At 42.7% G+C, this 24,965-nt stretch carries 19 protein-coding genes and 2 pseudogenes; 14 read left to right on the top strand and 7 right to left on the bottom strand.

What is annotated here, in order from left to right:
* Positions 1 to 373: 373 nt before the first annotated feature.
* From ACFE90_RS03545 to ACFE90_RS03530, 4 genes are all read left to right on the top strand, one after another.
* The gene (locus ACFE90_RS03545) at positions 374 to 670 is read left to right on the top strand and encodes a hypothetical protein (protein ID WP_375497782.1); all 297 of its coding nucleotides are present in this window, start codon (positions 374 to 376) and stop codon (positions 668 to 670) included.
* Between the two features lie 534 nt (positions 671 to 1,204).
* The gene (sppA, locus tag ACFE90_RS03540; RefSeq protein ID WP_375497780.1) at positions 1,205 to 2,026 is read left to right on the top strand and encodes a signal peptide peptidase SppA; all 822 of its coding nucleotides are present in this window, start codon (positions 1,205 to 1,207) and stop codon (positions 2,024 to 2,026) included.
* A gap of 159 nt (positions 2,027 to 2,185) precedes the next feature.
* Positions 2,186 to 2,587, top strand: a complete 402-nt coding sequence (gene aroH / locus ACFE90_RS03535; RefSeq protein WP_375497778.1) for a chorismate mutase — start codon at positions 2,186 to 2,188, stop codon at positions 2,585 to 2,587.
* A gap of 173 nt (positions 2,588 to 2,760) precedes the next feature.
* Entirely contained in the window at positions 2,761 to 3,312 is a 552-nt protein-coding gene (locus ACFE90_RS03530; RefSeq protein WP_375497776.1) for an opioid growth factor receptor-related protein, read from the top strand.
* A 77-nt stretch (positions 3,313 to 3,389) separates the two neighbouring features.
* Here ACFE90_RS03530 and ACFE90_RS03525 read toward each other — a convergent pair.
* The 3 genes and pseudogenes from ACFE90_RS03525 to ACFE90_RS03515 form a co-directional block, all read right to left on the bottom strand.
* Positions 3,390 to 3,467, bottom strand: a pseudogene (locus tag ACFE90_RS03525) (type II toxin-antitoxin system PemK/MazF family toxin); the annotation flags it as partial.
* The gene (locus ACFE90_RS03520; protein ID WP_375497774.1) at positions 3,467 to 3,634 is read right to left on the bottom strand and encodes a hypothetical protein; all 168 of its coding nucleotides are present in this window, start codon (positions 3,632 to 3,634) and stop codon (positions 3,467 to 3,469) included. The pseudogene ACFE90_RS03525 and the gene ACFE90_RS03520, both read right to left, overlap by 1 nt.
* Before the next feature lie 231 nt (positions 3,635 to 3,865).
* The gene (locus ACFE90_RS03515) at positions 3,866 to 4,012 is read right to left on the bottom strand and encodes a hypothetical protein (RefSeq protein ID WP_375497772.1); all 147 of its coding nucleotides are present in this window, start codon (positions 4,010 to 4,012) and stop codon (positions 3,866 to 3,868) included.
* 56 nt (positions 4,013 to 4,068) lie between these two features.
* Between ACFE90_RS03515 and ACFE90_RS03510 the strand changes: the two genes are divergently transcribed.
* From ACFE90_RS03510 to ACFE90_RS03495, 4 genes and pseudogenes are all read left to right on the top strand, one after another.
* A complete protein-coding gene (locus ACFE90_RS03510; RefSeq protein ID WP_375497770.1) occupies positions 4,069 to 5,049 on the top strand; it encodes an ABC transporter substrate-binding protein in 981 nt (326 codons plus the stop codon).
* 9 nt (positions 5,050 to 5,058) lie between these two features.
* On the top strand, positions 5,059 to 6,810 hold the full coding sequence (locus ACFE90_RS03505; protein ID WP_375497768.1) for a diguanylate cyclase domain-containing protein: 1,752 nt from the start codon (positions 5,059 to 5,061) through the stop codon (positions 6,808 to 6,810).
* Positions 6,811 to 6,895: 85 nt separating this feature from the next.
* Positions 6,896 to 7,143, top strand: a pseudogene (locus tag ACFE90_RS03500) (DUF433 domain-containing protein).
* 64 nt (positions 7,144 to 7,207) lie between these two features.
* A complete protein-coding gene (locus ACFE90_RS03495; RefSeq protein ID WP_375497766.1) occupies positions 7,208 to 7,459 on the top strand; it encodes a hypothetical protein in 252 nt (83 codons plus the stop codon).
* Between the two features lie 23 nt (positions 7,460 to 7,482).
* Here the strand turns inward: ACFE90_RS03495 and crtR are convergent, their stop codons facing one another.
* On the bottom strand, positions 7,483 to 8,373 hold the full coding sequence (gene crtR, locus ACFE90_RS03490) for a beta-carotene hydroxylase (protein WP_109012739.1): 891 nt from the start codon (positions 8,371 to 8,373) through the stop codon (positions 7,483 to 7,485).
* Positions 8,374 to 8,752: 379 nt separating this feature from the next.
* Between crtR and pyk the strand changes: the two genes are divergently transcribed.
* Entirely contained in the window at positions 8,753 to 10,522 is a 1,770-nt protein-coding gene (gene pyk, locus ACFE90_RS03485) for a pyruvate kinase (RefSeq protein ID WP_375497764.1), read from the top strand.
* 112 nt (positions 10,523 to 10,634) lie between these two features.
* Here the strand turns inward: pyk and ACFE90_RS03480 are convergent, their stop codons facing one another.
* The gene (locus tag ACFE90_RS03480; RefSeq protein ID WP_375497762.1) at positions 10,635 to 12,416 is read right to left on the bottom strand and encodes a M61 family metallopeptidase; all 1,782 of its coding nucleotides are present in this window, start codon (positions 12,414 to 12,416) and stop codon (positions 10,635 to 10,637) included.
* An 83-nt stretch (positions 12,417 to 12,499) separates the two neighbouring features.
* On the bottom strand, positions 12,500 to 14,098 hold the full coding sequence (locus ACFE90_RS03475; protein ID WP_375497760.1) for a cellulase family glycosylhydrolase: 1,599 nt from the start codon (positions 14,096 to 14,098) through the stop codon (positions 12,500 to 12,502).
* 569 nt (positions 14,099 to 14,667) lie between these two features.
* Between ACFE90_RS03475 and ACFE90_RS03470 the strand changes: the two genes are divergently transcribed.
* On the top strand, positions 14,668 to 15,471 hold the full coding sequence (locus ACFE90_RS03470) for a hypothetical protein (RefSeq protein ID WP_375497758.1): 804 nt from the start codon (positions 14,668 to 14,670) through the stop codon (positions 15,469 to 15,471).
* Between the two features lie 431 nt (positions 15,472 to 15,902).
* Here the strand turns inward: ACFE90_RS03470 and ACFE90_RS03465 are convergent, their stop codons facing one another.
* Positions 15,903 to 16,697, bottom strand: coding sequence for a hypothetical protein (locus tag ACFE90_RS03465; protein ID WP_375497756.1), 795 nt, complete (start codon positions 16,695 to 16,697; stop codon positions 15,903 to 15,905).
* A 320-nt stretch (positions 16,698 to 17,017) separates the two neighbouring features.
* On the opposite strand from ACFE90_RS03465, the gene ACFE90_RS03460 reads away from it, so the two are divergent.
* From ACFE90_RS03460 to ACFE90_RS03445, 4 genes are all read left to right on the top strand, one after another.
* The gene (locus ACFE90_RS03460; RefSeq protein ID WP_375497754.1) at positions 17,018 to 18,778 is read left to right on the top strand and encodes a porin; all 1,761 of its coding nucleotides are present in this window, start codon (positions 17,018 to 17,020) and stop codon (positions 18,776 to 18,778) included.
* Positions 18,775 to 21,132 (top strand): tetratricopeptide repeat protein, encoded by a 2,358-nt coding sequence (locus ACFE90_RS03455; RefSeq protein WP_375497752.1) that lies wholly within the window; start codon positions 18,775 to 18,777, stop codon positions 21,130 to 21,132. The genes ACFE90_RS03460 and ACFE90_RS03455 overlap by 4 nt, the downstream gene beginning before the upstream one ends.
* Before the next feature lie 39 nt (positions 21,133 to 21,171).
* Positions 21,172 to 22,428 carry a glycosyl hydrolase family 8 gene (locus ACFE90_RS03450; protein WP_375497750.1) on the top strand — a complete coding sequence of 419 codons (1,257 nt, stop codon included), beginning with the start codon at positions 21,172 to 21,174 and terminating at the stop codon, positions 22,426 to 22,428.
* Positions 22,429 to 22,610: 182 nt separating this feature from the next.
* The gene (locus ACFE90_RS03445) at positions 22,611 to 24,950 is read left to right on the top strand and encodes a cellulose biosynthesis cyclic di-GMP-binding regulatory protein BcsB (protein ID WP_375497748.1); all 2,340 of its coding nucleotides are present in this window, start codon (positions 22,611 to 22,613) and stop codon (positions 24,948 to 24,950) included.
* Positions 24,951 to 24,965 lie beyond the last annotated feature (15 nt).

The following is a 24,965-nucleotide window of genomic DNA, read 5'->3' as shown; positions in this document are numbered from 1 at the left end:
GGGGAAGAGGCAGAGGGGCAGGGAGCCGGGGGCAAGGGGAAAACTCTTCTCCCTTGCTCCCTGCTTCCCTGCCTCTTCATGGCACTGAATATTAACTTTGATTAAAGATGCTCTCAGAAAATGAAGCTGTTATTAAAGGTGTTGCAAACCAATAAATAGGGATAAGTTTAGCTATAAACTTGATTGTGCAAGGGTTTTGTAGATTCAAATCATTTTTGATCTACCCAGCATGTACTGTAGCTAGTAGCCGTTTATTTTAATGAAAACTTAAGATTTTTGACAGATTGGTTGGTCAGGAGCGATCGCACGTATTGTAGAAAATGACGAACTGCTATCTAGCTCTTGTCATCTCTACTCACGGAGTTTGTCTTAAATGGCTATTTTCACTAACTTTCTCCGCTCCCTACTGCTGACGATCATTTTTAGTTTTGTCGCTCCCATGTTATTTGTTGGCGGCGGATTATTCCTTTTACCCCTCATTGGTTACTTCTCCGGCTTACAAGAGTTAACTGAGGCGATCGCTACTCAGATTATGCATTTTCTCGCCACCTTTGGCAGTGGAACTCCCCTACGTGGATTATTTGTGATTAGTTTGACCTGTAGTTTCGTCGGCGCACTGTTTGATATGTACGTTTACTATCGGTGTCAAATTTTACGAATTGATTCATAAGCTCTAGAAATAGCTTCGTCAGATGCTCATGGGCTGTGCAAAATAAGGAAAAGTGATATTACCAAAAGTGAAACTACTATTGGTTTTAATCTAAACGGGGATTAGTTTTGCTCAATAAATTTTATTAATTAAATTGACTACCGGAGTTATTAATTAAATATTTATTAGTTATTAGTTATTAATTACTGACAACTAGTACAGGTGCGCGACCCTAGCAAAACAATCCTTAAAAAGTTAAAAACTTAGAATACCAAGGGTTGTAGGATTTTAATTCTGCAAAACAGCTAAAATAGTCTGTGCTAAATCATCATGCTGGACGCTAGACTAGAGTTTGGCGTTTTGTGTTATCTGCAATCTTTAAGGACTTGATTAGTATCCATTGAGAATATCAAATAAAACTCACTGCAAAATATAAAAATTTCCTTAAAATACTGATGCTCACAATGCCTGCTCATGTTTCTTAACAGAGCAAAAGAGGTCGTCTGACCGTTGGGCATCTTATATTGAATTTATTACGAGGTATGTTGACAGCTCATGATTTGGCCGTTTAAGCCCAAGTTTAGAAAACAAATTGCGCGGATTGAAATTACTGGTGCGATCGCCAGTGCTACTCGCAAACGCGTCTTAGAAGCCCTGAAAACTGTAGAAGAAAAAAAGTTTCCGGCATTATTGCTACGTATCGATAGCCCTGGCGGTACAGTCGGAGATTCTCAAGAAATCTACAGCGCTTTAAAGCGTCTGCGCGAAAAAATCAAAATCGTCGCTAGCTTTGGCAATATCTCGGCTTCTGGAGGAGTCTACATCGGTATGGGAGCCGAACACATCGTAGCCAACCCAGGTACAATTACGGGTAGTATTGGTGTGATCCTGCGTGGAAATAACTTGGAACGCTTGCTAGAAAAAATCGGTGTTTCCTTCCAGGTAATTAAGTCTGGCCCTTACAAGGACATATTGTCTTTCGACCGACAACTGACTCAACCAGAAGAAAATATCCTGCAAGAGTTGATTGACACAAGTTATCAGCAGTTTGTCCAAACGGTAGCTGATGGTCGTTCTTTAACAGTAGAAGCTGTGAAAAGTTTCGCTGATGGCCGGATTTTTACTGGACAGCAAGCCCTAGAGTTGGGTGTTGTAGATCGCCTGGGCACAGAAGAAGATGCGCGTCGCTGGACAGCAGAACTGATCGGCCTTGATCCAGAAAAAACTCTCTGCTATACCCTAGAAGAACGTAAACCTTTATTGAGTCGCCTTCTGCCAGGAAGCCGTCAAGTTTCATCAGGAATTCGATCTGGAATTGATTGGCTCGAATTTGAAATGTCTACTAGTGGTTTACCCTTGTGGTTATATCGACCCTAATATGAGTTAGGAGGAGCCAGTGCGGTCTTGGGGTTTCCCCAAGTGGAGCAACTGGCGTTTAGGAGTGAGGAGTTATGAGTTAAAAATCTTAACATCTCATTCTTAACTCTTAACATCTAACTTTTTTCTTTTAAGGAGGATTTGGGCGTGGAGTGGCAAATGCGGGCTATTCGCGGAGCAACAACCGTTTCAGAAAATACCGTTGAGGCAATGCGAGAGGTAGTGACGGAACTACTAGATGAACTAGAAAACCGGAATCAATTCCAGCCGAGGGACATGATTAGTGTGACTTTCTCAGTGACACGCGATTTGGATGCTATTTTTCCAGCTGCGATCGCTAGATCCCGTCCTGATTGGGATAATGTGGCCATGTTGGATGTGCAGCAAATGCACGTCGAAGGCAGCTTACAGCGCTGCATTCGGTTATTAATCCACGCCTATCTGCCAGCATCCGCCTCAATTCATCATACCTATTTACGCAACGCCGCTAGCTTGCGTCCCGACTGGAGTTTGCCCCAGTCTTTACAAACATCACAGCCAGCAGTGAAGTCAAAAGTGTAAATTATTTAAATAAATATATGTAATAAACAGCACAAAAATATCATTGTGTGCTGATGTGGCTGCTCAACCTACTGCTGGTGGGAAAATATTACTAATTTGTCGTAGTGATTTGAGGTAATTGGTTAGGTGATCGCGCCCAAAATCAGGATGTTGAGTTGTGAAGGGAGTTTGCAATGAATCATCAAAAACAACTCAGTGCAATGCTTGTTCCGTTCTACTTAGGGGAGCAACGAGATTCAAAAGGTCGCACAATTCAAGAGATGTGGACTTGGGATTTTGAAGAATTGGAGTGTGTCCATGATTACATTCAGTGGCTGTTCCCTTTACCTGAGCGAAGTGCATTCAATCGTGATGCACCCATTGTTGATGAGAAAGTAATTCAAGCATTTCAAAGCAACCCACACCTACGTCAAAATTTGCTGCACTCCTTCACTGTCATGCTTCAGTTTTATGGATTGCAACGCTACGAGAATAATGACGGAAAAATAGTTGTCAGCCAGTCAGAAGCTTATCCGAATCGTAAACGCGAATGGATCTGTATCTTTAACCACAATTATCTTCGCATCACCCGTATATTAAAGTGCTTAATGACATTTGGATTGGAGAATGAAGCCCAAGCGTTTTATGAATGCTTGCGGCAAATCTACCGTGAAAATAGCGATCGCATTGGAAGTGAAACATTTCAGTATTGGACAATTGCAGTCAAACCCAAGGCGAAAATGTAACAATCTCCTTGGATGTCGGCAGGATTGAAGTGGTTTGGTTTAGACTCAGAGCCTGATGCACTTTGAAGCTATCTGTAGGCGATCGTAACAACAGGGCGCGTCTTGGCTGCAAGTCCTAAATCGGCTAGCCACACTTCACCAGGTTTAGGGTTCATCAATCTAAATCCAATACTTCTTGTTCAACCACTTTAGAGCAAAGAATATCCAGAGCATCCTGGTCTGCCAGTTCAATAATCTCTGCAAGGCATTGTCGCACTTGTTGAGCAATGTTAGGTTGCCATTGACGTAGTTTTGTGTCGAGTTCTTGGACTAAAGCATCCATTTCAAGTTTCTTTCACTGTTGAGTTCCTGAAACCACTATCAAATTATTCGTTGTATTCGGTTGAATTTCTCCAGGACGTTCTGTTTGCATGAATTCATCAAACAGTTTGAAAAACTGCTCTAAGGCGGTATGTTCATCTTGGGAGAAAAATAGAATAATCTGATTCCAAGTCTGATTGGAATTCAGATTAAATCTTTGTTGAATCCAGGTTTGGAATTCTGAGAATTGCTGTTATTGAGGTGTTTGAGGAATTCCCATCTGGCGACTGGCAAAGCAGTAACCCGCAACAAAAGTGCGGAGATTTGATATGGAAGCTCGTCCCAAATACATAGCAGGACGTTTCCGTATGTTGCAGATTAGGTCATATAAATCAACCATCTGTCTCTCTTGCTTAAAATTCAATTTCGGTTAAATTCAATAAAATCAAACCTTCAATGTTTAAATTACTCAAAGACATCAGTGTTTTTCTCATTATCGTCTGTTTGCTATTTGCTTGTCATGCTTGGGCCCCGACCGAATTAAAACGCCCTCCCTTGAAAGTGATATTTGGATCTTTTGTTGGGGAGTATCCAGGCATCATTGCTAAAGAAAAAGGGTTCTTCAAAGCCCAAGGGGTAGATGTGGAACTAATTTATAAAGGACATATTCAATTGGAGCAAGCAAATTTCAGTGCGGGTAAGTATGATGGTACGACATCATCCTTGGGAAGTTTTATAATCTTGAGTGCCATAAATCCAGATATGCAAGGCGTGATCGTTATAGATGAATCAACAGGAGCAGATGTAGTAGTCGCCCAACCACAAATTAAAACCATCGCTGACTTGAAAGGGAAAAAGCTGGGTGCAAATCTAGGCGGTTTTAGCGAAGTTTTCGTGACTGAAATGTTGAAAACTGCTAACTTAACCAGCGATGATGTGAACTTGGTTAAATTAGAGGCTTCAGAAATTCCTCAACGCCTGAAAAATAATGCTATTCAAGCCGGACACACTTGGGAACCCCATCTTTCTAAAGCTATGAAATTAGGGAGACATATCCTATTTACCAGCAAAAAAACCCCTAGCTTGATTTTAGATATGATTGTCTTTCGCGGTGAGACAATCCGCGATCGCCCCGAAGAGATTCGTGCATTTGTGCGAGGATGGCTGCAAGCCGCGACCTACTGGAAAGCAAATGTTCAGGAAGGAAACGCTATCATCAGCAAAGCGTTAAAAATTCCTAGCAATACAATCTCTCTGGAGGGAGTAAACCTAACTGATTTAGGTGAAAATCAAAAATTCTTTCAATCTAGCAACCCTAAGTCTATCTACAAAACTGCCAAGATATATGCAGACTTTTTTATTCGCTCTGGAAACATGAATCGGATTCCTGAGCTAACAAGTTTGTTCAATTCTTCCTTCTTGAAGCCTCCCTCTTAGTTTAAAGCTATGCAGCACTATCTTTTGGGCAGTATCCGTACAAAGTTGATCACCTGGTTTCTCATTGTTGCTTTGGTTCCGTTGCTGTTATTGGCATTTATCAACAAACAGACAACTGAAAAAGCACTAACTGACAACGCGAAACAAGCCCTATCTGCGGCGGCTAACGAAACTGCTAACAGAATAGATGCGTTTATTGATGGAAATCTCAATGCCGTGCGCGTAGAGGCGATTTTACCAGGTTTGGCACGCTACCTCAGCCTCACTCCAAAACAGCGAGATGACAGCCCCGAGATGCAATTGGCGACAGAAACATTAATTCGTCTTAGTCGCAAAGATATGCTCAATGTTCTCTCATACGCTTTGCTCGACTTAAACGGGAAAAATGTATTAGATACAAATACAGCGAACATTGGCAAAGATGAATCAGTTCAAGATTATTTTAAAGAACCGCTAAAAACTGGGTTGTCTTTTGTTTCTAGCATGAAGCGATCGCCAACAATTTCTGACCTTGTTACCCTCTGTTTTAGCAGTCCGGTTCGCAATGCCAAGGGAGATATATTGGGTGTATTGCGTGTTTCATACAATGCTACTGTTGTCGAGCAGTTAGTAACTCGACAAACGGAACGGGCTGGGACAAAATCATTTGCTATTCTTTTAGATGAAAATAATATTGATTTGGCACCTCTGCCTGACGATGTTGTAACTCAACTGCAACCGGAAGGGCGTTTGTCTAATTATCCTGTCAAAGAATTGGCAACTAATGAGTCAAAACTTAAGCAAGCATTGGATAATAAACAATCGTATTTAATTGCATCTTTGTCAGCAAGAGGTAATCAAGTTAATCTGATTGCGATCACTCGTTTAAAAAAATATAAACTTTGGTCTGTGTTGTTTGCACAGCCCCTTGCTGTTGCCCTAGCACCTTTACAAAAGCAAATTCGTGACGCAATCTTTCTATTTGCAATTATTGGTTCAGTAGTGACAATCATCGCTTTTGCTATTGGGCAACTGCTAACCCAGCCAATAATTTACCTTACCAATATAGTTTTCCAGTTTACCGTAGGTAACTTAGATATCCGCGCCAAAGTTAGCTCAAAAGACGAAATAGGTCAACTGGCAAAATCGTTTAACAATATGGCACTTCAGTTACAAACATCTTTTGAAACTTTAGAACAACGGGTACAGGAGAGAACAGCAGAGTTAGTAATTGCTAAACAAAAAGCAGAAGATGCAAATCAGAAACTAGAAAAACTGGTAAATCTAGATGGTTTGACTCAGGTGGCTAACCGTCGCTGCTTCGATGGACGACTGGAAGCAGAATGGCAACGCCTTGCACGAGAACAACAACCCCTTTCACTGATTTTATTCGACGTTGATAAATTCAAATTTTACAACGATTACTATGGTCATCTTGAAGGCGATGATTGTCTAATCAGAATAGCGCAAACAGTGCAACAGACAGTTTATCGTCCTGCTGATCTCGTGGCGCGTTACGGTGGAGAAGAATTTTCGGTACTCCTCCCCAATACTGACTTAGCGGGATCAATCAAAGTAGCACAAAATATTCAACAAGCAATCCACGATCAGGCTATTCCCCATGCACGGTCTGATGTCAAGGATATCATTACCCTTAGTTTGGGTATTACTTGTATCATACCCACTTACGACATCAAGCCAGATACACTCATCGCTTCAGCCGATAAAGCACTGTACAATGCTAAACAAAAGGGGCGCGATCGCTATTGTACGTTTGGCTGATTTACTTCCATTAAATATATGCTGAGATTTCCGAGACGACGAGAGTTAGGATCAGAAGGTAGTCTGTAGCTGACAAGCTAACTATATGACATCCACATCCCGTGTTGTTCATAGCGACCCCGATACATCGGGGGGAACCCTTGTTTTTATTGGTATTCGTGTGCCGATAAAAACCTTGCTCGATTATCTCGAAGCGGGTGACTCACTGAATGAGTTTTTAGATCACTTTCCCAGTAGTCAGCCGTGAGCAAGCGATGTCTACGACGGGCTACGCCTACGCCACTCTCGAATTAGCGAAGGAAATGCTAACTAACCTATGCGAATTCTGCTTGATGAGTGTGTTCCACGACCCTAAAGGCGTGAACTCACTGATTATGAGGTACGCGCAGTTGTAGAGATGGGATGGTCAGGCAAAAAGAATGGCGAACTGTTGCAACTGATGATCCAGGAGAGTTTCACGATTATCCTCACAACAGACCAAAACTTACGATATCAGCAAAACTTGCAACAGGCTGGAGTTGCGGTCGTTGTTCTAGTAGCATCTAGTAATCGCCTACCTGATTTACTTCCATTGATACCCAGTGTTCGCACTGTCGTAGACACGATCGCGATCACTCCGGGTGTAGTTGTTGAAATCGGAGATTTTTAAGGCGATCGCTTTATACAACAACTCTATTCTTTTTGATGATGAAACCGAATTCCTAGAAAGATGTCATAAACAAACTCAAAAAAGTCTTTTTTCTGCAACAATCCTGAAGTTTGATAACATCCTTTTTCATCTAACAGAGGCTTCATCACATAGTACGCAGGTTGATAATTATACCAAGGAATAGAAGGCCACAAATGATGAATTAAGTGGTAATTCTGTCCCATAATTAGAATATTGAGAACTTGGTTAGGGTAGACGCGAGCATTTTTCCAGCGATCGCGCTCCGCAAAAGGACGATGCGGTAAATAATCAAAAAATAATCCCAGTGCTATCCCCACTACAAAAGCTGGTATAAACCAAAAATTCAGAATGTAACCCAAAAAGTGGTATTGCACTGATATATAAACAATTACACCGACAATTAAGCGGCTGATGAACCATTCCAATAGCTCATATTTCCGCCACAGTCGCCGTTGAAAGAAAAACACCTCATGGTACAAAAACCGCACCGCAATCAACCATAGTGGGCCACCCGTAGAGACATAATGATCTGGGTCGTCTTCGGGATGATTTACATGTCCATGATGCTGTAAATGTACCCGCGTAAACACTGGAAAAGCAAAAGCTAGCATCAATGCACTGCCATGCCCTAACATCGCATTCATCACCCGGTTGCGATGGGCAGATTGGTGACAAGCATCATGAATTACCGTCCCAGCACAATGCAAAGCAATAGTGTTAACGCTAAAGCATAACCAGTGCGGCCATTCCCAAAGCCAGTAACCAAAGTTAGATAACACCAGCATTGCTACAGCTACCAAAAAAAGCAGTAGCGTGGGATTAAAATCACCAGGAGGCGCTAAAAATTCCTTTGGCGGGATTGTCAGTGGCTTTTGTGCCTCCGATGCGATCATCTCTAACATTGACTCCTTCTTAATCAAACATTACAAATATACGATAAAGATTAGAAAAGAATAAAATTTTGTAAAGTTTTGTATAGGAATATTTATTCATAGCTTTGCATATCAGTAGATGAATAACGCTATGATTCCAGACGAAGACTAGTCTTTACTGATAAGCGGGGTATGACAATTGGCAAGAAGTTGATGGGATAAACACCTTCGTTGGGAGGATGGACACAAGATTGATGTACTATATCTAGTCTATCCCACAGCCTCCACTCTCCCATAAGCCCTCTCTAACTGCTTATATCTATTGATATAGCAGTGACTGAAAAGGAGATGCCATTTAAGTTACGATGACTTCCCAGATAGCTCCCTAACTTCAGCCCCTATGCAATTAAGAGATTCTCTACGCCGGACAAAAATTGTCGCTACTATTGGCCCCGCCACTAGCAGTCCTGAAATGCTTAAGGCAATTATTGAAGCGGGAGCCACGACGCTGCGGCTAAACTTCTCCCACGGAACTCATGCCGACCATCAGCGTAGTATTCGCTTAATTCGGCAAACCGCCTTTGAACTAAATCAGCCAGTGGCTATTCTCCAAGACTTGCAGGGCCCAAAAATTCGCTTGGGTAAGTTTGACAACGGGTCTATAGTTTTAGCAAAAGGCGATCGCTTCACCTTGACAAATCGTCCTGTTATAGGTACGCAAGAAATTAGTTGCGTTACCTACGATTATTTAGCCGAAGAAGTCCCTGTTGGCGCAAAAATCCTGCTTGATGATGGACGAGTAGAAATGGTTGTGCAGGAGATTAACCGGGACAAAGGTGATTTGCATTGTCGGATCACCGTGCCTGGTAAACTTTCTAACAACAAAGGCGTAAACTTTCCCGGCGTTTACCTGTCAATTAAGGCAATGACCGACAAAGACCGAGAGGATCTGATGTTTGGTCTAGATCAAGGTGTAGATTGGGTGGCACTTTCCTTTGTTCGCAATCCGCAGGACATGATCGAAATTAAAGAACTCATTTCCAGTACAGGCAAGCAAGTGCCAGTGATTGCCAAAATTGAAAAGCACGAAGCCATTGAACAAATGGAGGCGGTTCTGGCTTTGTGTGATGGCGTAATGGTTGCCAGAGGTGACTTAGGAGTGGAATTGCCAGCAGAGGATGTTCCGGTACTCCAAAAGCGGCTAATTGCTACAGCAAATCGCTTGGGGATTCCCATCATCACCGCCACCCAGATGTTAGACAGCATGGTGAGCAATCCCCGTCCCACTCGCGCTGAAGTATCGGATGTGGCTAATGCGATTTTGGACGGTACGGACGCGGTAATGCTCTCCAATGAAACTGCTGTGGGTAACTTCCCTGTAGAAGCAGTAGCGACGATGGCACGAATTGCCGAACGTATGGAGCAGGAAGAAGCCCAACACTTAAACTTACGTTCTTCGAGAGATGCCCGACGCTCCATTCCCAATGCTATTAGTCAAGCTGTGGGTCAAATTGCCGAACAACTAGGCGCAGCAGCAATCATGACCCTAACGCAAACGGGGGCAACAGCTCGCAATGTTTCTAAATTCCGCCCCCATACACCGATTTTGGCAGTGACACCCCATGTGAATGTGGCGCGACAGCTACAAATGGTGTGGGGAGTAAAACCCCTGTTGGTGCTAGGATTACCTTCCACAGGTCAGACATTTCAAGCTGCGATCAACGTGGCTCAGGAACTGAAGTTACTATCTGAGGGAGATTTAGTAGTAATGACGGCTGGCACACTCCAGGGAATTTCCGGCTCCACAGATTTGATTAAGGTTGAGGTGGTGACGGCAATACTAGGTCACGGAATTGGACTGGGACAAGGTTCAGTGAGTGGTCGCGCACGGGTCGCTAATACTGGTATGGATGTTAGTAACTTTAATCCTGGAGACATATTAGTTGCACCCCGCACTAGTGCCGATTTTGTCGAGGCAATTCGTAAAGCTGCCGGGATTATTACTGAAGAGGAAAGTCTTACAAGTCACGCAGCAGTAATTGGCTTACGTCTAGGTGTGCCAGTGATTGTCGGTGTGAAGCACGCAACGCAGGCAATTCGGGATGGGGCGATTATAACCCTGGATCTGCAACGGGGTTTGATTTATTCTGGGGCAGTGAGAACGGCTTAGGGCTGGGGACTGGGGACTAAGGAATAGGGAATGGGAAGATACAAGGAAGAAACTTATTCAATAATTCTCCCTTGTCCCCCTTTTCTCCACTTCCTACTCCCCAATCCCTTTATCAAATAGTTGCGATCGCTACCCCAAGCCATCCAGCAAAGTTTTGCTCTTGTGTGGAGTTAGGATGCTCAACAGGCTTTACCTGATAGCGACTGGGATGTGGTGAGGCGAGGATGATGGAATAAGTACGGAGTTCGTCTTGGTGGAAAACGGTGACTTGAATGGTATTGTTTGGTTGGTAATCTTTGAGGCGATCGCTTAAGCCATTCCCCGTTACCTTAATCCCATCAATTGCTAGTAATTCATCACCTGCATCAATTCCCCCTGTTTGTGCAGGTGAACCAGTCTCCACAAATTTAATTATCTCCCGCCCATTCTCTGTATTTATTCTCACACCCAAGTAAGGTTCTTCCTGCTCATCAGCTACCAACTGCAAGCCAAAGGGTTCTAAATACTGATTCAAAGGCAAATCGTCAGTGCCATCAATGTAGCGTTTAAAGAAATCAGTCAAATCGATTCCGGCGACAGATTCTATAGCTTCCTGCAACTGTTCTGGGGTATAGCCAATTTCATCTTTCCCAAATTGCTGCCACATTTTCAGCATCACATCATCAAAGGAGCGCTGATTGTCGTGAGTAGAGCGAATCAGTAAATCCAGCAACAACGATACCATTTCTCCCTTTAAATAGTAGGAGATTTGGGAATTACCGCTATTGGCATCCGGGCGATAGAGTTTTATCCAGGCATCAAAACTCGACTCAGAAACGGGTTGTATCTTGCGCCCCGGTGTCATTTCATATCTGGTAATTTCTTTGCCCAAATTATTCAAATACGATTGAACGTCATAAATTCCTGCCCGCAAAGGAATTAACAAGTCATAGTAACTAGTAGTGCCTTCACAAAACCATAATGATGATGTGTAATTTTCTTGGTCGTAATCAAAAACCTCTAATGCTTTTGGGCGAATTCGCTTGACATTCCACAAGTGAAAGAACTCGTGCGCTACCAATTGGATAAAGCGATTGTACTTATCTTGAGCGCGAAATCCAAAACGCTGGTAAATTAAGGAGCAAGAGTTTTTATGCTCCAAACCGCCAAAAGCTTGGCTAAACAAATGTAGTACAAACACGTATCGTTCATAGGGCAAACCGCCGAACATCTGTGCTTCTACCTGAATAACTTTTTGAATATCAGCAATCATCTGCTGGGCTTGGAGATTTCCTTGCCCCCAGATTGCCAGTTCATGGGGTTTTCCCAAAACCTCAAAATTATACAATTGGTGGCGACCAATCTCAAAGGGAGTATCAACAAGAGTATCAAAATCGCCAGCCAAAAAAGTATTTTTTTCCTCAACAACCGATGGCAAGGCAGTAGTTACCTGCCATTCCGGGCGTGGTGGTACGATAGTGACGCGAATGGGTTGCTTCTCCCAGCCCGTTATTCTAAAAAATAGTGCCGCACCGTTAAAATAACCGTGGGTAGCATCTAAGTGATTTGTCCGTACCGATAGCTCATTCGCAAAAATGCGGTAACGTACAGTTAATTCTGAAACAGCCTTTTTGTCTACCTGCCAGTGATTTTTACTGATCTTCCGCCAAGGTAAAGGCTTACCCTCTGCAAAAGCCCCAAAATCCTGTAAATTCTTGGCGTATTCGCGGACTAAGTAGGAACCAGGTGTCCACACCGGTAGTTTTAAATCGAGAATCGGCGAGTGGTAATCCACAAGGCGTAAAGTCACCTCAAACAGATGGGTTTCTGGTTGGGACATTGCCACCAGGTAATGAATCGTTGGCCTGGTTTCCTGGAAGTGGGTATTGGGACGAGTTGCTGTTGCTTCAGTCATCTTGTGTGCTGAGTTAATACTCAATGGTTAATGGGATTGGTGATTTCTCCTATCATGACAAATTCGCCTTTTAACTTTTGACTTCAAATCGAGACGGCGCTAATTTGCTGCGGTTGGTAGTCAGAACCAAGTTTGTTGGCACAAAACCCAGTATCCCGTACTTGATTTGGTTCAATTGTTTTTCCCCAGTCCAAAGGAGCCACTACATACTGTATAGCTCCTTGCTGTTTAAAATCTGCGTTCCAAAAGTTATTAATCTTAGCTTGATTCATGTTAAATGCCAGTTGCCAGTTGTTAACCTTGGTATTACCCTGATTTGTAATTTTGAAACTGACACAAAATCCAGTTTCCCAGTTGGAATTGATGTCATTAGTGACTTTTAGTTGAACAGTACTAGTAATAGATGGGGATACAGAAGGATTAGGAGTTGGGGAAACAGGAGGATTACTCGATTGATCTGGCGGTTGAACTTGTACAGGTGGGAGCAGTTGGGAGAGTAATTGCTGCTTGGGTAGATCAACACTTTGCCAATCAGCTAATAAAATTCCGCCTGTATCACTACTATCAGGATTCCAACTCCAGTAAGTAAAACTCAAGTTATTTTTTTGAATGTATTTTACCAACTCATTTTGCCAAATACCTTCTTTGGAATTTAAGTCTACTTGCCGTCCTCCAAACTCTCCAATCAAGATGGGAGCAATATTCTGACTAGTGATATAGTTAAATCCTATTTGCCAGCGAGAAATCAGATTCTTTGGAAAGTTAGAGGCAGAAAAGTGGGGCTGATTATACACCCCAGCGCCGTACTCATGAGGAGAATAGACTAGCTTATGAGAACGAGATAAACGTACTGGGAAGCGTTTCACACCTTCTAAATTTCCACCATGCCAATGCTGTGGCAGTTTTTGACCAGGGACATTCTTTTCCACTCCTTCAACGACAATTAGCCAATTAGGATTAACGCTAAGAATGGCATTACCTGCACGTTCTGCTGCTAATCGCCAGTCAGTACTTATATTGTTATCACCCCAGCTAGCTTTCCCGTGGGGTTCATTTTTTAAGTCTGCGCCAATAACGTTAGTTTGATTCTTGTATCGGATTGCTAACATTGTCCAAGTATCGATCCAGTCTGCTTCGCTAAAGCCGTCTCCATACCACAATTCTGGAATTTGCTGATCGTTGAGGCGGTGGCTGTCGAGCAGGATTAGCAATCCTTGACGTTCCGCTTCCTGAATAATTAAGTCCATTACCTCCAAGGGGGTTTTCCCTTGAAGTTCTATGTTGCTACCAATTGTATAGTCAACGCCACTTACATTAAACGATCGCAATCCTGCCACAGAATAAGGTAACCGGATGACGTTATATCCTAAGTTTTTAATCTGTGCCAGCATTTCTTTATAATCTCGTTGCCATAAACCGTGAGGGGCGTGCGTATCAGTTTCCATCCCAAACCAATTAACACCTCTGAGCAGTACGACCTTGCCTTTTGCATCAACAATTGTTCTACCACTCGTTGAAAATGGTGGCTGTGTTGGCATCATAGCCCTAACAGCATCTAGCTGAATACTAGCAGGTGTCTTTGTCAAGATAATTATTAGAAATACTATTAGACTTAGGGAAAACATCAGTAATTGCTTATGTAATCTCACTGTTCTTGATTTATTTTTATCGATAACTTGCATACTATTATTACTTTTCTGGTAGGACAATATCTAAGTTGAATCAGCAAAAATATATGATACTTTTTACAAGTAAAGGAATTTTACAGCATCTTTAGCTAAAAAGTATTTTTGGAAATGTGATTGTTAGGCGAGGATAAATATTTGTACTCTAATTACAATGCATTTATTTGACTGTTCTTTGTATTACTTAATTAACTTTCCATGCATCTGGACATCCTAGTAATCTTAGAGCAATACTTAGCTACTTTTGTTTCTGTATCCGTAAAAATTGGATAGTGGAAGTCAAGAACGCTAAATCTTAGCCTGATAATACGTATAAACTTTTATCTATTTGCATTTCCCTTTAGATAATTTACGATAGTTGCTTAATTTACAAAAAATTTACGTAATTTACTGAGTTCTTCATGAGTTTTCTATTGAACATATCTCGTATAGAGAATAATTTAGATACTAAGGCAGTACACATATTGAGTAACCGTGAAAACTCTATACAAGCTAGATGTTATAAACGGTAATTATATCTGCTGCAATCTACTCATAGTCTTTTATTTTACAAAAGCTTTCTGAATATGACACTTTCTGCACTGCAAAAATTTTTACTACCACCTGCGATCGCTTCTCTAAGTGTATTTTCTTTAATGTCTTTTCCCCTTGCGACACTAGGCGATAAACAAATTGCTATCAAATTTCAGGAAGAACCTATTTTTTATGGCAAACTTAGAGATATTGCTATTCCTTACGTAGTTTTTGCAACAGCACTTAGTATAGGGTCTGGAATTTCAGCACTTGCTTTCTGTGGTTGGCGAAATTCTTCTTCCAAATCAGCGAAAATTCAGCAAGAATTATCTAATCTAGAGCAACACTTACAGCAAAAAGAGACATTACTAAAAGAATGGCAAGTTTCCGAGCCTCGACTGCAAATTTCTGGATTGAGCGCTTTTTTAGATGACGAGGTACCTTTTGACCAAGCTCTCATCTCAAAAAACTCTGCAATAAATGCATCTCAACCTATTAGAGCGCAAGCCCAGACGCCAGTGGACGCACAACCAGTAAATCTTGTACCAAAGGTTGCAACTCAAAAAAATACCACTACCACTATGAGGGATATTGCTGCTACTTCTGCGTTTGCATCTGCCCAAACTTTCCTTGGCTATGCTCAAGAAAATCCCAATAGTATGAAAGAAATTACTGCTGGTGAAGTGAATCAAACAGCAATTATGCCATCAGAATTTGAAGAATTGCAAAAACAAATTAAAGAGATGATGCTACAGATGCAAGCAATGCAAGAGAATTTGCAACTAACGTCTCAAGCAACAAATACTGAGGTAGAACCCCCAGCTAAATTTCAGATTTACTATAATACCGTCCTTTAAAATATACTCAAATCAATGCCCACTGAATTGGTGGTTATTGGGTAATTAATATCTGAATGCCAGCGCTCATATTGAGGCTGGTATTCCAGTTTTTACCTATCAAAAAGAGAGCAATATAAGGCTAGATTACCCGTAAATAAATTAAAAGCCGAAGCTTAAATAAAATTAAGAAAGCATTAGATTTAAATGCAATTACCGTAGTAATAAATTCTGGATAATTTAACTTATTTACTACTTGCTTAATTCTGAAAGTGACAGAAGATATTCATGAGCGATCGCCCACTATGAATGAAAGAAACCATTCTGTTTTCTTAGGAGAGAGTTATAGCTTTTCCTAATCAAATAAGGTACATAAGAGCAAGCTCCTCGCTTGCTCTTAAAGGGTTGGGGGTGGGGTTCAGTACCTACTTAAATGAGAACCGCTATCATTATCACCTGAGAAACTCTGAAGAAGTTAGATAGGCGTTCGTCTGCCTATCTTTAGTCGGTGGAGGTAAGGTACTTTTAGAAGCTGTGGATTGCGGCGGGATTTGATATCGGTTTCCCCAACCACCATTCAAGTCTTCTGGTTGCGGACGAGGTGGTATTGTTTTTCCCGTAGGTAAGGGTACTGTTAAAGTTTGGCTAACTTGTAAGTATTTTTCACCTTCATTAGTAAAGCGAATCAAGTTGCTTTCAAGCTTTTCAAGCTGTTGATTTTCTAACTTCAACTTTTGAGAGTTTTGATTATCTGGCTGTTCCGACTCAGTAGCAGGATCGAAAATAGCTACAAATGTAACGCCACCTTCTGGAAATAGTCGTATTTGTGCTGGATTTGCTTGCCAGACTTCTTGGAAACTACCATCGGGTGAAACTTGCCACAGATTCAGCGCAGCCTCCCATTTTCCCTGTTTCACTTCGACAATTTGACGAGCCAAAATTGAACGGTTAATACTCGTGTCTGAATTCAGTAAAGCTTCTGTTTGTCCTGATACTGGACGCAAATAACGCACAGCAGCCACTGTAATCTTGCTAGATTCGGGCAGATTGGTACTACCGACGATATTGTATATACCTTTACTTGATATAGGTTGTACATCTCCGATTTTCATCTCCACCTTTTCTTGTGCTTTTTGAACACAGCCATAATTAGCAGCTAAAAGCATTAGGCAAGTGCCTATCTGGAGATTAGTAGGATACAAAGCTTTAAATTTAGCGATAAAAGTGTTTAAATTAAGGTTTTGCATGATAATAGGCAAATTATTTAGTTTGTTTGCAAATAGCTCAAGTTTTTACTTATTATGCCCAAATTATTTTTGAAAGTAACAAGTTTTATCGACTCTTAATCAATTGTTTGAAAATTAAAAATTTTATTCAATCTAGTGGTTAATACCCATTTACTTTGCTAAAGTAGCGACATTAAATAACCTAAATATGTAGTTGTTACTCAACTAGGCTGATGAGGCAAACAGTACTCGATTGTTATAAATTTACTTTTCCAAGCCAGTACCACAAGGTTTATCCACTGCTTTGTACTGTCGTCGTCTCGATTTGCTGGGTACTGGCAGTGAGCGAAAAATCTTCAGCTCAAGTCAATCCATCTCAGCTAAAGACTACTGACTACCAATTGGGTTTAGTAGAACCGCTACCAGTGCCTAAATTACCCGTCAATAAGGGTCAATCTCAGCCAGGGTCACAAACATTGCCTCCTCCACGCGTAACCACTGGTGTAGCAGTTGCACCGATCGCTAATCCAGTGTTGAAAGTTGTGGAACCCAAACCAGTCAACGATCTCCAACAAATGGAGAATGTCTTCATCCAGCAGCAGGTAACTGGAAAAGCCTCAGCAGCACATAGTTCTGTTGCACCACGAGTGGCAACAGGTGGAGATACTTCTAACCTAAATTTAGGATTGCAAGGACAGATGAACGGCTCCAAGCCACCAAGTAGTTCAGCTCCCCTGCCACCACTCGCCAACTTCCCTGATACACCACAATCAACTGCACCAGTAGCACCAACTTTTAATCAACTACTCAGTTCTCAAACGGCTCCCCTGTCGCCAGTTCCCAACTCGGCTGCAACGCAAGAATTCACTGCACCAGGAGTAGCACCAACTTTTAATCAACTACTCAGTTCTCAAACAGCCCCTCTGCCACCACTTCCCAACTTGCCTGCAACCCCAGAATCAACTGCATCAGGAGCAGCACCAACTTTTAATCAACAATTATTTAATTCACAGACAACACCATCAGTCCTTGATACGACTCCGACTCCAAGCACAGCAGTCCCAGTTACCCCGTCGATAACTACTCAACAACGCCGCCAGCTGCCTAGCAGTAGTTTAAGGGAACCCTCTTTACGATTCCAAGGAGTTTATATTAACCAAGGTGGCGACACCTCAGCGCGGGCGAGAGTCACGGGAGTCTACCCACTGTCTCCTCAAACTTTGGTTGGGGCAACCTTGGATTTAACAAGCCAAGGCAGCAACCGTAACTTCGATGACTCCCGAAACGATGGTTTGAACGTCAACGAGCTTTATTTGGCGACTTCATTAGCAGGAGTACCTAATTTGCGGTTTGTGATCGGTCAAATAGATTTAACGTCTTATTTTGATCGCAACAGCTTTGCTAAAGATGGAGCCAGTCAATTTTTTAATCCGGTGTTTCAAACTAACCCCGCACTGGCGGCAACAGGGATTAGTTCCCGCACTGGTTTGTTAACCGATTGGAGTATCACCGACAATATTGAAGCCAAAGCAGCAGTCTTTTCATCAGCAGATAAAATCGGTGACTTTTCTTTAGATGGATTTGCTGGCGAAATCGGCATCCGTTACGGCAATGCAATTATTCGTGGTACTTATGCCAGCGATCGCGACGCTGGTGTTAATGATAGCTTCCTTGAAAGCTATAGCATTGCCAGAGGTAACAATCAATTTGGCACTGATAAAAACGATCGCGAAGAAGCATACGGTCTCAACGCCGAAGTCTTTATTCCCAATCTTAAATTAGGTTTATTTGGGCGCTATGGTCACTACGAAAACCGCACTTTAGGAGAGGGTGCAAATACTTACGTATTGGGAGCTAGTTTTGTGGATCTGTTTACCCCAGATGACCGGGTAGGAATAGCTTATGGACGCGCGCTCTCTAACGATCAGCTACGTCGTGGAAATAGTCCCGATGTATTAGAAATGTTCTACGATTTTAAATTTCTTGACAATCTACGGCTAGGCTTTTCGGTTCAAGCGCGTGATGATTTCTCTGAAACAGTCTTCGGTATCAGGGTGAAATCAGAATTTGGTATCACTCCCAGAGGGAGAATTACTCAATGAGTCAAAACAATATAGATAAAAGGCCAAAGGGAAAAGCTAAAAAAATTAAATATCGTTCTCTTTTTACTTGTTCATTTTTCCTTTTTACTTACTTGCTAACTGTGCCACCTTTGAGCAGCATTGCCCTTGCTCAAGCACAGAGCTTATCAACATCGGCACAAAAGGGTTTTGTATTCTTAAAAAAAGGCTTGATTAATGATGCGATCGCAGCCTTCCAGCAAGCCCTCAAAACTCAACCCCAATCTTCACAAGTTAGGTTAGGATTAGCGATCGCTTATCGCAAAGCCGGACGTATTCCCGAAGCTTGGAGTGCTTATCAACAAGTACTGGCGGCAGACTCCAACAATCAACTAGCTTTAAAGACAGTTGGTATATTAGCTACTTATCGTCCTGAGTGGAACTTAAAAGGAATTGAGACTCTGACAACTTTATTAGAGTTAAATCCTAACGATTCAGAAGCTCGTCATTACCGTGCTCTACTCTACTCTTATCAAGGGCGATTAAACGAGTCCCTGGCAGACTACCAAATCGTGCTGAACAACAACCCCACGCCAAAGGCAGTCGTTGATGCAGCTCAAACTTATAGTTACAGTGGGGATTTTCCTAAAGCACTGGAGTTGTTTAACCGCTACCGCACCATCGGCAAAGCCATTACAGATTATGCAGCACTAGCCTATGGTCGCACCTTACGAGAAACAGGCAATCCTGGAGGGGCAGTAGAGGTATTAGAAGCGCAGTTGCAGCGCTCTAATAAACTTAACGAGATGGGGTTTGAAACCCGTAAAGAACTAGCTGTAGCATACCTTGCCAATCAACAACAAGCCCAAGCGCTGGCGGTTTTAGATGTATTACAGGGAAGGCCAGATGCGATTTTGCCCTTAGCGCGATCGCTCAATGAAATTCGCAAGTACACCAATAACCCCACTCTCACCCAGCAAGTTTTCAATCTCTACCGTCAAGCACTGCAAACCGATCCCAACCCTTCCCCCAAACTACTGCGCGAAGTCGCTGATGTCTTTACTGGGTTCCCCGAAGGACGACAAACAGCACTGCAACTGTATCAACGGGTGGCGTTAGAATTTCCCAACGATCAAAGTCTGGTGGTGCAGCAATTAGCTTTGGAAAATCAGCTAGGTTTGCTCGGTAAAAATGACTTGAAACAGCGTTTGGCTACTGCAATACAATCAGCACCAAGCGATCGCGTCCAGTTGCAACAGCTAGCTAATGCTTTAGTGAACATTGATGTTCCCGACCCAGAATTTTTACCTGTGTACCAAAATCTTTTACAAATGGGGGTTAACGTACCATTTTTGAATTTCCGGGTGGCGCAAATGTATGTGCAGCGCCAAGAGTTGAATGGTGCAAGGCAAGCTTTGGCAGCTTACACAGCTACCCCCGCAGGTGCTAAAGACCTCGCACCCCAATTACTAGCAGCAGAAATTGAGCGTCGTGAGGGTAATCTCGAAGCTAGCGCTCAACGTTACCAAGCTGTGATTGCTAGCAAGCCAAATAATAGCGATATTATTGATGCTGCTTTGGGCGGACTGGCTGGAGTGCGACTGCAACAAAAGCGTTTTGATGAGGCTGTGACAGTTTATGACCAATTGATAGCTCGCAATCCTCAAAATTTGTCGATTCAACTAGGGCGTGCTAGTATCGCCTATCAAGCCAAGCGGATCTCGCAACCAGAAGCAGAGGCAGTTCTCAACAATTGGTTAGCTACACAACCTGCAACCAATACTCCTCCAGAACTCTACAGTTTGATAGGAGCGCTGCCTACTGATCCGCAAAAAGAAGCTTTATATAGTTATCTGGTAGAAACTGACCCTAATTCTATACCACTACAACTGCGCCTATTACAGGTGATAGCAAAACGCAATCCTGCCCAAGCACAAGCGCGGATGAAGCAGTTGATTGCCCGTATTCCCAACACTTCTGACTCATACCAGTTGCAGGCAGAGTTGGCTCGATCTGTAGGTGATCTGAATTTGGCTAGCAGTACCTATCAGAATATTCTGGCGCAGCAACCAGATAACATCGATGCCTTAGCGGCTTTAGGCGGAATTCGCTTTGAACAGCGCCGCTTTGAATCGGCACAGGAGATTTATGCTCAAGTGTTGGCACAAAAACCGGAAGACAAAGGCACACGCCGCGCCCTTGCTGGATTGAATGCAATTTTAGATCAGCCTTTGACAGCACTGGCACAGCTAGAACAACTGCAATTAGAAGCAGCCGCAGAAGGAGGAAACGATAGCGATGCATCTCGGCAAATACAGCAAATCCAAACAGACTTTCTGCTACGACGAGGATTTCAACCCCCTTGGGAAGATTATCAACGTCGAAACAGAAATTAGCGATCGCTTAAATCTTTTACAAATCAAACTGTTCTTAGGATGTGGCACTTCCCAAAAGTGGCAGCTATTGCCTGCCTGATTGGTTTATCTGCCTGTGTCTCTAGTTACTCGGCAGCAAACCCCAAAACGCCGGATGAGCAAACCCCGGTGGCAAACGTCCCCACTGGAGGTAGTAGTCAAAATCCCACTGGATTATTAGCTGATCTTCCTGAATCTACGCCCAACCGGGAATTACTAGCCCAAAGTTGGGATAGCTACCGCCAAAGATTTATTCAGTCAGATGGGCGGGTGATTGATTACGAAGCAAGCGATCGCTCAACTAGCGAAGGTCAAGCTTATGCTTTGCTACGAGCAGTACTGATTAATGATCCGGCAACTTTTGCCCTAACTTTAAACTGGTCGGAAAATAACCTCCAGCGCCAAGCAGCTGGTAAACGCACAGATAGTTTGTGGGCTTGGAAATGGGGGCGAAAGGAAGATGGTAACTGGGGTGTCATCGACAGCAACTTTGCTAGCGATGGAGATATAGATGCGATTACTGCCCTGATTTTAGCATCACGGCGTTGGAATCAACCCGAATACCTGGAACTGGCAAAACTCAAACTGCAAGATTTGTGGAACTTGTCCACTATCTCAAAAACCCAAGGTAAGCGCTACCTATTACCAGGGCCTGTAGCTGCATTCGTCCCGAATGCATCTATCCTTTACCTGAATCCCTCTTATTTTGCACCCTATGCTTTTCGCATCTTTGCACAAGTTGATCCCCAACATGATTGGTTGAGTTTGGTAGACAGCAGCTATCAAGTGCTAGAAGATTCCGCAAAGCTTTCTAAGGTAGGTTTACCCAGTGATTGGGTAGCTATAAATACCAAAACAGGACAATACCAAACCCTACCAGCATCCAGCACTCTAAAGAGTTTGTATAGTTTTGATTCCTATCGAGTCTGGTGGCGTTTGTCGTTGGATGCTGCCTGGTTCAAATCACCCCAAGCGCAGCGCTATCTAGTGACATCCACTCAGCACCTGCAAAAACTGTGGAGTAAAAAATCGATACCAGCACGCATTGATCTCCAAGGAAAACCATTAGTGGATTACGAAGCTACATCCCAATACGCTATGTTGTATGCCGCCATGCAGTTAGTGGAACCAGCGATCGCTCAAGAACTGCTTGTGAAAAAAATACTGCCTCAATACAAGCAGGGAATTTGGGGAGACCAATCTGCTTATTACACCCAGAATTTGGCTTGGTTAGGATTGCTACCTCCAAAGACAATTCCCCAGCAATTGCTTAAATGATATCCTCTGACGCTGAGTTAGGGTACAAGTTTCTCAAATACCTTTTACTTTCGACAGATTGGCTCCCGTTGATTTTTTATAAAAATCCGATGAAATGAGTTTTAAGTTCTAAAAGCAACAAAATACCTGTGCTTTTTACGCCAAAAAAATTCAGTAAATTCACAATCAAATCATACTCTACCATGAAGCAATTGTTTCATCTTTCCCAAATTAGTAAAAAAGCAATTATTGTTACTTCTTGCTTTTTTTTGTTTCCTAGTTCATTATTGAGCGCTCAAGCTCAAACCAAAGGTGATCTGCAACAAGAAGTAACTTTATTAGCTCAAGCAACGACATCAGAAAATACTAGTAAAGCAGACTTAAAAGCTCCTAGTGCCAAGAATCTGGCAACTTACACCCTAGAATTTAATCGTAGTCCGATTGTAGGCAACCGGATGCGCTTGCGCGGAGTTTACTCAGAAGGTCGTCTTGCCTTTACCCGTCCTCGTGGCTGGAAACTAGATCAAGGTAAAGTACAAGCTTTAATCCGTTTTCAACATTCACCAGCACTATATGCCAATCGCTCTAACCTGACCGTGCTATTGAATGGCATCAGTGTTGGTAGCGTACCACTCAATCGCAAAGAGTCCCAAGTAGGTCAAGTACTGTTCAATATTCCACCAAAGCTGCTGCAAGACTACAACGAACTCACATTGGTAGCACAGCAGAATAATAGCCTCGAATGTAGCGATCCTAATAGCCCCGACTTGTGGACAGAGATTCTGCCAGATTCCAAATTAATTTTTAACTATGAACGGCAGCAGATTCCCCTGAATTTCAGCCGCTATCCTTATCCTTTCTTTGACGAATTCGGCTTAGAAACTAACCAAATTGCTTATTTGCAACCGAGTCAAGTTGATCAATCCTGGTTAACAGCAGCAGCTCGCTTACAAGCGGCATTTGGGAGAATCGCAGATTTTCGCCCGATTCAGACGAACGTGGTGTCTGATGTCGCAAATGTGAAGGCAAACGATCGCTTGGTGATCATTGGTACTCCCAACGAGCAACCATCCCTAAATACTTGGAAGAATTTGCCCCTGAAAGTCATCAGCAATCAAATTCTCGATCGTGATAACAACCCCGTACCAGATGAAACAGGGGTGTTGATTATAACTAAAGCTGAAAAGAGCGGAGTTCCGGTTTTAATTGCTACTGGGAACAGTGCAAAAGCTGTAGAAAAGGCAACTGAATTTTTATCACAGCCAGACTTGCGGAAAATGGGTACTGGTCAGGTGGTTTTTGTCGATACCCTCAAGGATACTTCTACACCAGGACTCCGCCAATGGCCTCGTTATTTGCCAGAACAAAATTCTTTTAAATTGGGCGACATCAAAACCCAAGTAAATGGTGAGCCGTTTAGTGATGTGACTGTACGTGGAATCGGAGCGCCGCCAGTTGAAATTGATTTTCGGGCTTTACCAGATGATAGATTTCTCCGGGGTAGTTCGATGAATCTGGTATACAGCTATGGGCCACAAGTTAATCCCCGAACTTCTGCGATCGAAGTTTTACTGGATGGAGTTTTCATTGGTGGGGCACGTCTTGATTCTGAGTCGGGAGAAACTCGCAAAAACCTTAAAGTCAATTTGCCAGAAAACTTGATCAAACCCAACTCGAAACTGCAAGTTTTCTTGCGGATGAATCCGAGAGAACCGTTTGACAAACAGAACTGTCTTCAGCCACCAGATCAACAATTGACAGGTACGGTGCATTCTGATACTAGCTTCGACCTGAAACGGGAAATCTCTACACAACTACCAGACTTGAACCTGCTGAAATTCGGTTTCCCCTTTGCTGCACCACAGGATTTGTCCCAGACAGCGATCGTCGTGCCACAAATCCCCTCAAAGACAGATGTTTTAACCTTGTTGGCTTTTAGCGAACGCTTGGGAAGGCTCAGTCAAGCAGATGCTGTCAAACTAAATGTTTATACACCGGATGCTTTGCCAACAAAAGCTCGCAAAAACGACCATTTGGTAGGAATTGGAACGCGAGAAGACTTTCCTTTTCCCGAAGTATTTAATTCCACTGGCTTCAACTTGAGTCAGGCATATTCCCGCTCCTCTGCCAATGCTGTAGTTCAGACCCCGCAGGATACCCAAGGGATGATTAAGCAAATTATCTCTCCTTGGAATAGCGATCGCGTCGTTCTAGCTTTAACATCTCAAACCGAAACTGGTTTAGAGCGAGTGCGACAAGTCCTCAATCAAGACCCGTGGTTCTTCCAACTCAAAAAGGATACGGTGCTAATTAGTAGCGATCAAAAAGACCCAGTTTCCTACGATGCTAATGCTTATCAACTACAGTTTTTCCAAAGCGCTCCAAACACTCGTCGCTTGGAAAATACCACTATCCTCAGTAAAGCATCACGCTTTTTACAAGAAAATTGGCTATTACTACCTGTAGGCATTTTCACTGTGTCTCTAATTCTTTACGGGATTCTTCAGTTGTATCTCAAGCGCTTGACTGCTGATAAAAAGTAGACACTTTCGGTCAGG

Source organism: uncultured Nostoc sp., from assembly GCF_964245445.1.
Taxonomy (GTDB): domain Bacteria; phylum Cyanobacteriota; class Cyanobacteriia; order Cyanobacteriales; family Nostocaceae; genus Nostoc.
The sequence above is the reverse complement of the archived record's forward strand: the minus strand, read 5'-3'. Positions and strand labels throughout refer to the sequence as shown.

Coding starts and splice junctions, on each gene's coding strand:
- ACFE90_RS03455 (WP_375497752.1), top strand. CDS start 18,775: ATGAGTCAAAACAATATAGATAAAAGGCCAAAGGGAAAAGCTAAAAAA.
- ACFE90_RS03475 (WP_375497760.1), bottom strand. CDS start 14,098: ATGCAAGTTATCGATAAAAATAAATCAAGAACAGTGAGATTACATAAG.
- ACFE90_RS03445 (WP_375497748.1), top strand. CDS start 22,611: ATGAAGCAATTGTTTCATCTTTCCCAAATTAGTAAAAAAGCAATTATT.
- ACFE90_RS03515 (WP_375497772.1), bottom strand. CDS start 4,012: ATGGTTGATTTATATGACCTAATCTGCAACATACGGAAACGTCCTGCT.
- ACFE90_RS03450 (WP_375497750.1), top strand. CDS start 21,172: ATGTGGCACTTCCCAAAAGTGGCAGCTATTGCCTGCCTGATTGGTTTA.
- pyk (WP_375497764.1), top strand. CDS start 8,753: ATGCAATTAAGAGATTCTCTACGCCGGACAAAAATTGTCGCTACTATT.
- crtR (WP_109012739.1), bottom strand. CDS start 8,373: ATGATCGCATCGGAGGCACAAAAGCCACTGACAATCCCGCCAAAGGAA.
- ACFE90_RS03505 (WP_375497768.1), top strand. CDS start 5,059: ATGCAGCACTATCTTTTGGGCAGTATCCGTACAAAGTTGATCACCTGG.
- aroH (WP_375497778.1), top strand. CDS start 2,186: ATGCGGGCTATTCGCGGAGCAACAACCGTTTCAGAAAATACCGTTGAG.
- ACFE90_RS03530 (WP_375497776.1), top strand. CDS start 2,761: ATGAATCATCAAAAACAACTCAGTGCAATGCTTGTTCCGTTCTACTTA.
- ACFE90_RS03520 (WP_375497774.1), bottom strand. CDS start 3,634: ATGGATGCTTTAGTCCAAGAACTCGACACAAAACTACGTCAATGGCAA.
- ACFE90_RS03465 (WP_375497756.1), bottom strand. CDS start 16,697: ATGCAAAACCTTAATTTAAACACTTTTATCGCTAAATTTAAAGCTTTG.
- sppA (WP_375497780.1), top strand. CDS start 1,205: ATGATTTGGCCGTTTAAGCCCAAGTTTAGAAAACAAATTGCGCGGATT.
- ACFE90_RS03480 (WP_375497762.1), bottom strand. CDS start 12,416: ATGACTGAAGCAACAGCAACTCGTCCCAATACCCACTTCCAGGAAACC.
- ACFE90_RS03510 (WP_375497770.1), top strand. CDS start 4,069: ATGTTTAAATTACTCAAAGACATCAGTGTTTTTCTCATTATCGTCTGT.
- ACFE90_RS03545 (WP_375497782.1), top strand. CDS start 374: ATGGCTATTTTCACTAACTTTCTCCGCTCCCTACTGCTGACGATCATT.
- ACFE90_RS03470 (WP_375497758.1), top strand. CDS start 14,668: ATGACACTTTCTGCACTGCAAAAATTTTTACTACCACCTGCGATCGCT.
- ACFE90_RS03495 (WP_375497766.1), top strand. CDS start 7,208: ATGGGATGGTCAGGCAAAAAGAATGGCGAACTGTTGCAACTGATGATC.